Below are 11522 nucleotides of genomic sequence, written 5' to 3'. Positions count from 1 at the left end.
GCGTGGCCTGAGCACCGACGGGAAAGGGCCACTCACACCTCAGGCCGACGTTCTGAAACAACGCCTTCCGGGAGCGAAAAGCCAGAGGTCAGTCTGGTGACATCAAACCGCTCTCGTGTCCCAGACGACGTGGGCAACGGTACGAGGTAACAGCCGTGCAAGCCGCAGGTGCGGATTGAAGGCAGCTGCCACAGCCCGAAATGCCCTGCATCGCTTTCGTTTGAAGCGTCTTGCAGGCATTGCGGGCAGCCTTTGAGAGCGGTTCGGCTGAAGGCCGTGAACTTGATCTCCTCCTGGCCCATCCCAGGTTCTCGGCATTGCCATAGGCCGTGTCGGCGGCCAGCCAATCCGGCCGGATCCCAAACCGCTTTTCCGTCCTGTCGAGCATGGTGCGCGAGGCCCCGACCTCGGCGTGGCGGATCGCCCTTGTCGCCTCGACATCCATGATCACCGAGCTCTTGGTGTCGATCAGGTAATTGGTGGCATAGGCAAAATAAAGGCGGCTTTCCTCGGCGCGGGTCCATTGTGCCGCTGGGTCCGACTTGGCGACGAACTTCGGCTGGACCGGTGATGCCGCTCCGAAAGCGGCGTCATCCGGTGTCTCCAGATATTCCCGCGCTGCTTTTTCCCCGGCTTCCCGCGCGGCCTCATGTGCCTGCCAGAAGCCCGGCATAGACGCCGCCTTGTGCCTCAAGCGCGGCGTGGGTGCCGGACTCCACCACGCGTCCGCGCTGCATGACCACGATCAGGTCGGCCTCGCGGACAGTCGAGAGGCGGTGCGCGATGGTGATCGTCGTCCGGCCCTCCGACATCGCGCCGAGCGCGTCTGACATCGCCCGCTCTGTTTTTGTATCGAGCGCGCTGGTCGCCTCGTCCAGCAGCAGGATCGGCGGGTCGCGCAGGATGGTGCGGGCCAGGGCCAAGCGCTGCTTCTCGCCGCCGGAGAACCGGAAGCCGCCTTCGCCGACAAGGGTGTCGTAGCCCGCGGGCAGCGCCGCGATGTGGTCGTGGATCTGCGCCACCCTGGCGGCCGCGATCAGCTCTGCCTCGGTGGCGTCGGGCCGGGCGAAGCGCAGGTTGTCGGCGACCGAGGCGTGCAGCAGGTAGGGCTCCTGGGAGACGACGCCCAGCATCTGCGAGAGCGTCTCGAAGCTCAGATCCCGCAGGTCCACCCCGTCGAAGCTGATCGCGCCGCCGTCCACATCGAAGAGACGCGCCAGCAGGTAGCCGAGCGTCGTCTTGCCCGAGCCCGTCGGGCCGACGATGGCCACATGGCTTCCGGCCGCGATGGTGAGGCTCACGTCCTCCACGGCGAGGCCGTCTCCCTCGGCATAGGCGAAGCGGACGTGGTCGAGCTGCACCTCGCCGCGCATCTCGGAGCGGGGGATGGTGACGGGATCGGCGCGCTCTGTGATCTCGACGGGCTTGTCGAGATACTCGAAGACGCGGGCGAAGAGCGCGCGGATCTTGCGCGTCTCGCGTCCGATCTCGAGCAGTTGCTCGAAGGGCCAGAGAAGCTGTTCCTGAAGCGCGATCATGGCGACCAGCGTGCCGATGCTGGCCGGGTTGGCGGACTGCATCAGCAGGCCCCCCGCCAGAAGCGTCAGCGCGGGCAGGGTTGCGAGCGCGAAGCCGATCAGCGACCATTGCCATTCGCCTGCGGTGTGCGCGCCGACCTCGACCCGCGACAGGTCGCGCGAGAGGCGCGCGAAGCGCTGGGTGAGCCACGGGCCTCGCCCCATGGTGCGGGAGAGAATGATGCCGGGGGCGGACAGCGTCTCCTCCACCGCCGCCGACATGTCGGCGGCCCGCGCCTGCTGCCTGTAGGTCAGCGCCTCGCGCAGCCGGGCGACCCGGGCGCTGATCAGCACGGTCAGCGGCACGACGACGAGAACGAAAAGCGCCAGCCGCCAGTCGAGGATGACAATGGCCACCGCCGTCATCGCCACCGCGCTCAGCGAGCGGCCAAGTTCGTTCGCGGTGTCGGTCACCAATGCCTGCAGCCCGGCGATGTCTCCGGCGATCCGCGATTGCACCTCGCCGGTGCGGGTGTCGGTGAAGAACCGCAGCGACAGCGTTTGCAGGTGCGCGTAGAGGCGCACGCGAAGATCGTGCAGGATCCCCTGGCCGATGCGGGTGCTGAGAACGACCTGCAGCGCGCCGATTCCGGCCGAGGCCAGCGCCGCCGCGATCATACCGCCCGCGAGCCAGGCTAGCAGCGGCAGGTCCTGCTGGGGGAGGGCGGTGTCGATGATCGCGCGCAACAGGAACGGTCCGGCCAGTCCGAGGACCGAGGCGAGCACCATCAGCGCCATCACGCCGGCGATCCGCGCCCGGTACGGGGCAAAAAGGTTCAGGACACGGCGCATCGACACATGCCGCGCGGCGAGCGCGTCATAGGCGTCGGGATCAAACGTCATCGGTCTTTCCTCAGGAATGGGTTTTGCTTGGAAGCCGGATCTCGACGGTCAGGCCCGTGGGGGTGTGTGGCAGGATCCGCGCCTCGCCGCCATGGGCCCGGGCGATGGCACGCACGATGGAGAGCCCGAGGCCCGATCCGCCGTGGCTGCGCCCGCGCGAGGCGTCCGCCCGCCAGAACCGGTCGAAGGCGCGGGCCCGCTCCTCCTCCGCCAATCCTGTTCCGGTGTCGGAGCAGCGGAAGACGACGTGATCGCCCTCCACAATGGTCTCGACGTGAACGCGGCTGTGGGGGGCGTAGCGGCGGCAGTTCTCCAGCACCGCGACGAAGGCCTGCCGCAGTCGGGTCCGGTCCGCCATGACCCAAGCCGAACCGAGCGCACGTGTCACATCGATGCCTGAAGCGGCGAGTTCCGCCTCGAGGCCGCTCAGGGCCGCACCGGCCTCTTCGGCCAGGTCGAGCCGCACGCCCGTGAGTTCCAGCCGACCGGCATTGCCAAGGGCGAGCGTGCGCAGTTCCTCCACGATCGCCGCGAGATGGTCGACATGCGCGATGAGCCGTCCGTAGGCCTCGGGCGTCGGATCGAAGACGCCATCCGAAAGGCCCTGCAACCGGCCGCGCAGGATGGTTAGCGGCGTGCGCAATTCGTGCGCGATGGCCGAGTTGGAATAGGCAAGCTCCGCCTCGGCGCGCTCGAGGCGCTCGGCCATGGCGTTGAAGTCCGTCAGCAGGTCCGCGGCCTCGCGGAAACTGCCATGCGGGCCCTCCGCGCGGGCGGAGAAATCGCCCTCGGCGATCCGGCGCGCGGCGCCGCCGACCGACTTCAGAGGCTCGGTGATCCGCCGCGCAAGGCGCCACCCGATCCACGATGCCGTCAGCAGGCCGAAAGCGAGCACGGTCAGCACCATGACGGTGTCGGCCGTCCGCCAGCCCACGAACCCATCGGGCTCTGCGGGATAGAGCCACTCGTAGATCACGAAGAAGTAGACCATCAGGCCGAGCCAGACGATCAGCGCCGCGATCAGCGTCAGCGCCACGATGGTGCGCGAGATCCGCGCGTTGAGGTTAGCGGCCATGGGGCGCATCCAGACGGTAACCGAAGCCGCGCACGCCGGTCAGCATGTCGCCGGCACCCGCCGCCGCGAGCTTGCGGCGCAGGTTGCTGACATGGCTGTCGACGGTGCGGTCGAGCGCGGCGCCCTCGGGCAGGCAGGCATCGACGAGGTCGGCGCGGCTGAAGGCCCGCCCCGGCGCGCGCGCCATGTGCGACAGGATGCGGAACTCCGTCGGCGTCAGGTCGAGCGAGACCGCCCCGCCGTCGCATTCCAGCATCGCGCGACGGGCCTCGGGATCGACCGTGAGCGAGCCCACCCGCACGAGGCTCTTTCCCGCCTGGCCCATCGTGCGGCGCAGCACGGCACGGGCGCGGGCGACCACCTCGTGGGGGTTGAACGGCTTGACCACGTAATCGTCGGCCCCGATCCGCAGCGCCTGCAGCTTGTCGAGATCCTCGGCCAAAGCCGTGGCCATGATGACCGGCGTCTCGCCGCGCCGCCGGATCGCGGCCAGTACCTCGAAGCCGTCCTTCCCCGGCAGCTTGATGTCGAGCACGACGAGGTCGGGCCGCAGGGTCTGGTGATGGGCAAGGCCGGTGGTGCCGTCGCGGGCGCAGATCACGCGGAAGCCCTCGCGCACGAAGTAGCCTTCGAGGATCTCGGCGATCTCGGGCTCGTCCTCGACGATCAGGATCAGGGCGTCGGTCATGCGGTGGCCCCCTGCGGATCAGGTTCGGCCTGCAAAGCGCCGGGTACGATACGGCTCACTGCGACGTAGAGGAGCGGCACAAAGAACACGGCAAGGACCGTGGCCGAGAGCATACCGCCGAAGACGCCCGTGCCGATGGCGTTCTGGACCTCGGACGCCGCGCCCTTGGCCACCACGAGGGGGACGACGCCGAGGATGAAGGCGAGCGAGGTCATGACGATGGGCCTCAGGCGCAGGCGCGCGGCCTGCATGGTGGCGCGGTTGAGCCCCATGCCGCCCTCGCGCAGGTGACGGGCGTATTCGACGACGAGGATCGCGTTCTTGGCCGAGAGGCCGATGATGGTGACGAGCCCGACCTTGAAGAAGACGTCGTTGTCCGCGCCGCGCAGCAGCACCGCCGTCACGGCGCCGAGGACCCCAAGCGGCACCACCAGCATCACCGCGAAGGGGATCGACCAGCTTTCGTAGAGCGCCGCCAGCACGAGGAACACGATCAGCATCGAGGCGGCGAAGAGCATGGGCGCCTGGCTGGCGGATTGCTTTTCCTGCAGCGACTGCCCGGTCCATTCCACGGCGAAGCCTTGCGGCAGTTCCTTGGCCAGACGTTCCATCTCGGCCATGGCGGCGCCGCTCGACACGCCGCCCGCCGCCTCGCCCGAGATGCGCGCGGCAGGATAGCCGTTGTAGCGCTCGAGCTGCGAGGGGCTTGGCTCCCAGACGGGCGTCACAACTTCGGAGAGCGGAACCATGGCGCCGCTATCGCTGCGCACCTCGAGCCGCAGCACGTCCTCGGCATGCATCCGGGCCTCGGCCTCGGCCTGCACGATGACCTGCCGCATCTGCCCCTGGTAGGGAAAGTCGTTGACGTAGGTCGAGCCGATGGCGGTGCCGATCGTGTCGGTGATCGCATCGAAACCGAGCCCGAGCGTCTGCGCCTTTTCCCGGTCGATCTTGAGCGCGATGGCCATGCCGTCGGGCAGGCCCTCGCTCATCACGTCCGAGAGCATCGGGCTCCGGGACGCGAGGGCGACCAGCCTCTCCTCGGCCGCCTTCAGCGCCTCGGGACCGGCGTTGGCGCGGTCTTCCAGACGCAGGGAGAAGCCCGAGGTCGTGCCGAGCGACTCGATGGCGGGCGGTTTCATGATCATGGCAATCCCCTCGGGTATGTCGGCCATCGCGGCTTCGGCGGCGGCAATCTCCTCGTCCACGCTGCTCGTGCGCTTATCCCAGTCCTTGAGGCTGGTGAATGCCTGCGCCGCGTTCGGCCCCGAACCCGAGAAACCGAAGCCGAGGATCACGGTGTTCTCGGCGATGTCGCGACGGGTCGCGGTATGCGCCTCGTAGGCGGCGATCACGTCGCGCGTGCGCTCGGCCGTGGCGCCCGCCGGAAGCTCGAACATCGCCATGAAGCTGCCTTGGTCCTCTTCGGGAACGAATGAGGTCGGGAGCCGCGTGTAGGCGACGGCCAGCACTGCGCAGAGCGCGATGTAGAGTACGAACATCCGTCCGCCGCGGCGCAAGGTCCAGCCGACCCAGCCGGTATAGGACCGCGTCAACGCGTCGAACCTGCGGTTGAACCAGCCGAAGAACCCGCTTGCCTTGCCATGATCCGTCACCGGGCGCAGGAGCGTGGCGCAGAGCGCCGGTGTGAGGGTCAGCGCGAGGACCGACGACAGCAGGATCGACACGGCCATCGACAACGTGAACTGCTTGTAGATCGCCCCGACCGATCCGCTCGCCAGGCCCATCGGGATGAAGACCGCGACGAGGACGAGCGTCGTGCCGACGATGGCCCCGGTGATCTCGCGCATCGCCTGCTGTGTTGCGGCCCTGGGCGAAAGCCCCTGCCGCGCCATGATCCGCTCGACTGCCTCGACCACGACAATGGCGTCGTCGACGATGATGCCGATGGCCAGCACCATGCCGAACATGGTCAGCACGTTGATCGAAAAGCCGGCCGCCCACATCGCCGCGAAAGTGCCAAGGAGCGCGATCGGCGCGACGATGCCCGGGATCAGGGTGTAGCGCATCTTCTGCAGAAAGAGCAGCATCACCGCGAAGACCAGCACCATCGCCTCGATCAGCGTGTGGATCACCTTCGAGATCGACACCTTCACGAAGGGCGCGGTGTTGTAGGAGATCGACACCTCCATATCGCCCGGCATGGCGAGGCGCAGCTCTTCCAGCCGTTCCTCGATGGCGGCGGAGGTGCGGACGGCGTTGGCGCCAGGCGTCATCTGGACCGCCGCGGCGGCGGCGGCCTTGCCATTGCTGCTGACGCTGAAGGCGGTGGTCTGCGCGCCCATCTCGATCCGCGCGACATCGCCGAGCACGAGCCGACCGCCATCGGCGGTGGCGCGCAGGGAGATCGCGGCGAAGGCCTCGGGCGAGGTTAGCTTGCCCTCGATGGTCAGCGGGGTCGAGATGCGGGTCCCGGGCACGGTTGGATCGTCGCCAACACGGCCCGGCGCAGCCTGTGCGTTCTCGCGCGAGATCGCCGCTGTGACGTCGCTCATGGACAGCTCGTAGCCGGCAAGCTTCGCCGGATCGACCCAGACCCGAAGCGCGCGGTCGGATCCGAAGGACTGCACCCGTCCAACACCGGGCACGTGCTTGAGCTCTTCGCCAAGCGTGCGGTTGAGGTACTCGCCGAGGCCGAGTTCGTCCGTGGCCCCGGTCTTCGACCGCAGCGTGATCACCATGAGAAAGCCCGATTCCGCTGCCTCCACGCTCACGCCCGAGCGGCGCACCGGTTCGGGCAGCAGCGCCTCGGCGTTCTTGAGACGGTTTTGCACCTCGACCTGCGCCAGATCGGCGTTGGTGCCGGGCTTGAAGGTCAGCATGATGTTCGCCCCGCCCGTCGCATCGACGGTCGACTCGTAATAGAGCACGTTCTTGACGCTCGAGAGTTCCTTTTCGATTGGCCGGATCACGCTGTTGGAAACGGTCTCCGCGTCGGCGCCTGAATAGCTCGTGAAGATGCTGACGCTCGGCGGCGCGATGTCGGGAAAGCGCGCGACGGGCAGTTTCGGGATCGCGACGATCCCGGCAAGCGCGATGAAAATCGCGATGACCCAGGCAAAGACCGGGCGTCGGATGAAGAACTGGGCCATGTCGCACGTTTCTCAGGACTGGGTATCGGTGGGGGTGGCATCGGGGCTGCGCGTCTCGGCCGCGACGCTCGCGCCGGCGGGCACGCGGTTCTGGCCGCGTATCGCTACGATCTCTCCGGGCTTGAGGCCCGAGGCGACCACGACGCGATTGCCGACGCGCGCGCCCAGCTCCACGTCGCGGCGCGTGGCCTCGCCGCCGACCGAGACGATGGCAAGCTGCGCCCCTCCCGTCGAAGTGCGCAGCACGGCGTCCTCGGGCACGAGAAGGGCGTCCTCGATCACCCCGTAGGGGAGGCTCGCGCGGACGAACATGCCCGGCAGGAGGGCAAGGCCCGGGTTCGCCGCCTCAACGCGGACGCTGACATAGCCCGTTCCCTGGTCGACGATGACATCTGACGATTTCAGCGTCCCGGTCAACGGGTCGGAGGCGCCGCGGTGCTTGTGGATCGTGACCGCCCCCAGCCCGTCCTCGGCCGCCGTCAGGACCGCGTCGAGATCGCCCTCCGGCAGTCTCAGATCGACATTGACGGTCTCTAGATCCTGCACCACAGCCAGCGCCGTGTCACCGCCGACCGAAACCAGCCCGCCGATCTCGGCCAGACCGGCGGCGACGTAGCCGTCGATCGGCGTGCGCAGGGTCGCGAAATCCAGATCGAGGCGCTTGCGCTCCACCGCAGTGCGCGCTTCTGCAACGCCGGCCTTCGCGAGCTCAAGTTCGTTGTGCGCGGCCTCGTTGGCCTGGAGGCTGACAGTGTTCGTCGCCAGCAGGGAATCCGAGCGTTCGGCGGCGCGCCGGGCATGGGCCTCAGCGGTCAGCGCGCGCGCCAGCGCCGCTTCCGCGACGGCTAGGTCCGCCTTCAGGGGCGCTGGATCGATGCGGAAGAGAACGTCACCGGCCGAGACCCGCGTGCCTTCCTCGACGTGGCGCTCGAGGATCAGGCCACCGACCTGAGGACGGATCTCCACCCGGCGCCCGGCCGCAACGCGCCCCGAATACTCGGAGGCGAGCACGATCCGCTCGGGCTCGACCATCGCCACGGTCAGTTGCACCGCGGCTTCGGCTTCGGCATCTTCCGGAGCAGCAGCGTCCGAACGCGGACCCCACTGGACCGAGACGACCGCCACGGCCACCAGGCTGAGGACGGAGAGGATGAGGAACTTGCTGCGTGTCATAGGACGCCCCGACAGTTTCACACCGCAGCCAAATGGCATCGCTTGGTGGACGTAGCGCCGAGGTTTCGTGGAGCTTTCGTGGAGGCCAGACTGCAGAGCGACGGTCGATGCGACATGCAAAGGATTGCTCACATATCGGTCGAAATCCAGACCGATGAAGTGTAAGCATCCGGCGTAAGCTGCGGTCAGGCGGCGCAGCGTTGCTCCGCTGCCCACCCCTTAAGTGTTCCATCCCGGATGATCACATAGACCCGCGTCGGCCTTCCCTGTTCATGGCAAGATCGCTTCTGCGCGAGGTCCGGGATGGAGGGCGGAGATGCTGATCTCTCTTCACAAGCAAGCGACGACGACGCCCAGCGCCATGACCACGCACGCCGTCAGAGCAGCAATACAGCGATCACAAGCTTCGACCGCGGCGCTGAGCCGGGAGCTCGGGATCAATCTGAAGACGGTGGCCAAGTGGCGCAAGCGCGAGACGGTGGAAGATCGCAAGACAGGGCCGAAAGAGCCGCGCTCCAGCGTTCTCAGCGAAGCCGAGGACGCAATGGTTGTCGAGTTCCGGCGGCACACGCTGCTGCCGCTCGATGATTGCCTCCATGCCCTCCAGCCGACGATCCCGCATCTGACCCGGTCAGCACTGCATCGGTGTCTTCAGCGGCATGGCATCTCACGGCTACCGGATGTCGAAGGGGACAAACCCACGCCTTGCGAATACATCTGCAAGATCTGGACTTCTGAGCCGGACAGATTCATCGTTGACCCGATCCACCAGATGCCGGGACTGAACACCTAGGGCGGGGAGCGGCCGTTCGCGACCGTTCCTGGGCATTGGCCGAGCTTCTCCGAACCGGACCTTCACCGCGTCGGGGGCCTAGGAATTGCTGCGGGGCGTTCAGGCACCTCCATCGAACATGAAGAACAGTATATCTCCGCTTTCCAAGGCGACCAGAGTGATTACGTACATCGTTTGCTCGACCCGAAACTTGGCGTATCGCTGTTTGTTGGTATCGAGCCCATCCAGAAGGCCAGGATAAATCAGGGGTAAGTCGGCGAGCAACCAGGACATGTCGCTGCCAGTTTCCTGCAGAGCAACCGCCTCGGGCACGATTTCACCCGGCAGGACCCGCGCCCACGCGGAGGTAAGCGGACCGAAGTTGGACCGGTTACAGCGAAAATCCTTCAGTTCGGGCCGCCAGTCGCCCGGAAGCACCCGATGCACCAATCTGGTCATCGTCGCCATGTCAGTATCGAGACAGGCAGTTTTCGGATACTCCCCCATTGCTCTCTCTCCTGTTGATGCAATTCTGTATCCAACCGCCACCGCAAAGAGCAGCAACAGACCACCGAACGCGGGAACGAGAACTTTCCGCTTCATCGCCCCTTGCTCTCGCTTGGAAGGGGTTCGTTGCTTCCTTCCTTCTCGGAGGCGTAATTCAGAAAAACGCTTCTAATACGTCCCGAACCCACGATGTCGAACGGTTGCGCCTCGCCAAACTCCATCATCGTTCCCAGCAGAGCATCGTTCACCCTGTAGCCCCCCTCATCGACATCGGTGGATGGATTATCAGGAACGGCAGTCACATAGTCAGGCTGCCATCGACGAAATTCAGGCATATTCTGATCGGTCAACACATCCTGGTCTATCAACCACTCGATCTCATTGGGAATGAATGTCGTCTTGCCAATCGTCATACCACTGTCCCGCTCCACATCCCAGTTGTAGCGATCATAGATATAGGCGCGGTAGTAGACTTCCACTCCGTCAGCATCGCGCCGAGCGCGGCCTCCGAAGGCAACCCAGAATGAGCCGACGGCATAGAACCAGTTCGTGCCACCTTCGCTCGACAATCCGAACCACGGCTCTCCCCAATTGGGGGAACTGGGATCCGAGTTCAGCGAATTGTAACGCCGGATTGTGCCAACCGCCGCCCCTGACAAGTCTTCCCTGATCTTGTCCAGAAAGCCCTGCTCAAGCGATTGGTGGCGTGTTGTGCTGGATTCGGTCAAGGCATCGAAAAGATCGTCCACGTTGCCTGGCGAAAACTCCCGGTCCTGCCCGGCACCGGTCAGATAGTGATCCATGTTGATGGCGGCTTGACGTTTGCCGGGGACCCGATGCATCCAGAATCCGCTAAGCGCGCCCGAAAGCTCCTCTGCTGCACGTCGGAGGGCATTGCGCTGTTCGCCTGTCATGGGCCTCATCGGAAAGTACTGGCGGGGATCGGTGTCACCAGAGCGCTTCGGACGGGGCGGATCGGGAATAGAGGCTTCAGTACCAGGAATGATCTTGATGTCGATGCTCAAGTGTCGACCCTCTCATTTCATGTCGATGCGATCAGCTGACAGCTTGATATGGGAGCCGGAAATCTCGATCGTGCCATCCGCCGCCATCCGGATAGAACTGCCTCCGACGACGGCTTCGAACACTTCTCCGGCGACAACGCTGAACACATCCGCAGCTTCATTTACGATGGTGCTGCCGGATGAGGTTCGCACCAATTCGCCGGCATGGGTTGTCTTGGCCTTGCCTGCGACCTCACGCATGGTGGTTCCTGCCATCGAGATGCGGGAAAGCCCGACCTCCTCAAGTAGCACGGTCTGGGCGCGCAGCGTCAAACCTCCGGTGGGAAAGGCCGACTTGATCGAAGCCATCTCGACCTTGACCCTGTCCACCTCGGCGCTTTCGTTTTTGATGATTGGCTTGAATCGGAACGGAGACATGCCGATAGGGCCAGAACTGATCACAGTCCCCATCTGAGAGGCGACCTCAACTGTCCCTTGCGCTTCAAGTGCGAAGCTCCTGCCTACACGTTGGAACATTTCTCCGCCGATATCGGAGAACTGGCTACGGTGAACGGAACTGAATAAGTCACGGCGGACGACCTGGTTATGATCGCGCGTGGCATGGCTGAAAACTTCTTCTCTCCCCCTCTCATCCTCAAAGCGCAATTCGTTGAATCCGCGCCCCTTATGTGTCTTCGTTCTGAACGTGCTACGTGTCTTGTTGGCGGGCAAGTCGTAGGGAACCCTATTCCGCCCGTTATAGACGCATC

General features: G+C 65.6%; 8 protein-coding genes and 2 pseudogenes. 1 reads left to right on the top strand and 9 read right to left on the bottom strand.

The genetic code is table 11. The annotated features are described in order from the left end of the window. Window positions 1-298: 298 nt before the first annotated feature. From BYZ73_RS19975 to BYZ73_RS19950, 6 genes and pseudogenes are all read right to left on the bottom strand, one after another. Window positions 299-625, bottom strand: a pseudogene (locus tag BYZ73_RS19975) (IS5/IS1182 family transposase); the annotation flags it as partial. A 22-nt stretch (window positions 626-647) separates the two neighbouring features. Then, window positions 648-2420 carry an ABC transporter ATP-binding protein gene (locus BYZ73_RS19970; RefSeq protein ID WP_112317403.1) on the bottom strand — a complete coding sequence of 591 codons (1773 nt, stop codon included), beginning with the start codon at window positions 2418-2420 and terminating at the stop codon, window positions 648-650. 10 nt (window positions 2421-2430) lie between these two features. After that, the gene (locus BYZ73_RS19965; protein ID WP_112317402.1) at window positions 2431-3495 is read right to left on the bottom strand and encodes an ATP-binding protein; all 1065 of its coding nucleotides are present in this window, start codon (window positions 3493-3495) and stop codon (window positions 2431-2433) included. Continuing rightward, window positions 3485-4183, bottom strand: coding sequence for a response regulator (locus tag BYZ73_RS19960; RefSeq protein ID WP_112317401.1), 699 nt, complete (start codon window positions 4181-4183; stop codon window positions 3485-3487). Before BYZ73_RS19960 ends, BYZ73_RS19965 begins: the two co-directional genes overlap by 11 nt. After that, complete coding sequence (locus tag BYZ73_RS19955) at window positions 4180-7296, bottom strand: multidrug efflux RND transporter permease subunit (protein ID WP_112317400.1); 3117 nt, start codon at window positions 7294-7296, stop codon at window positions 4180-4182. The genes BYZ73_RS19960 and BYZ73_RS19955 overlap by 4 nt, the downstream gene beginning before the upstream one ends. A 12-nt stretch (window positions 7297-7308) precedes the next feature. Continuing rightward, complete coding sequence (locus BYZ73_RS19950) at window positions 7309-8469, bottom strand: efflux RND transporter periplasmic adaptor subunit (RefSeq protein WP_112317399.1); 1161 nt, start codon at window positions 8467-8469, stop codon at window positions 7309-7311. 316 nt (window positions 8470-8785) lie between these two features. Between BYZ73_RS19950 and BYZ73_RS19945 the strand changes: the two are divergent. Continuing rightward, window positions 8786-9169, top strand: a pseudogene (locus BYZ73_RS19945) (transposase family protein); the annotation flags it as partial. 192 nt (window positions 9170-9361) lie between these two features. Here the strand turns inward: BYZ73_RS19945 and BYZ73_RS19940 are convergent. From BYZ73_RS19940 to BYZ73_RS19930, 3 genes are all read right to left on the bottom strand, one after another. Continuing rightward, window positions 9362-9844 carry a hypothetical protein gene (locus BYZ73_RS19940; protein WP_146746360.1) on the bottom strand — a complete coding sequence of 161 codons (483 nt, stop codon included), beginning with the start codon at window positions 9842-9844 and terminating at the stop codon, window positions 9362-9364. Further along, window positions 9841-10773 (bottom strand): nitrogenase component 1 family protein, encoded by a 933-nt coding sequence (locus tag BYZ73_RS19935; protein ID WP_146746359.1) that lies wholly within the window; start codon window positions 10771-10773, stop codon window positions 9841-9843. The genes BYZ73_RS19940 and BYZ73_RS19935 overlap by 4 nt, the downstream gene beginning before the upstream one ends. 12 nt (window positions 10774-10785) lie before the next feature. Further along, a partial coding sequence (locus tag BYZ73_RS19930) for a bacteriophage T4 gp5 trimerisation domain-containing protein (protein WP_425451104.1) occupies window positions 10786-11522 on the bottom strand: 737 nt, incomplete at its 5' end.

Origin of the sequence: Rhodovulum viride (assembly GCF_003265965.1) — a bacterium.
In the GTDB taxonomy this organism is placed as follows: Bacteria; Pseudomonadota; Alphaproteobacteria; order Rhodobacterales; family Rhodobacteraceae; genus Rhodovulum; species Rhodovulum kholense.
This window is presented reverse-complemented; position numbering and strand designations above follow the sequence as displayed.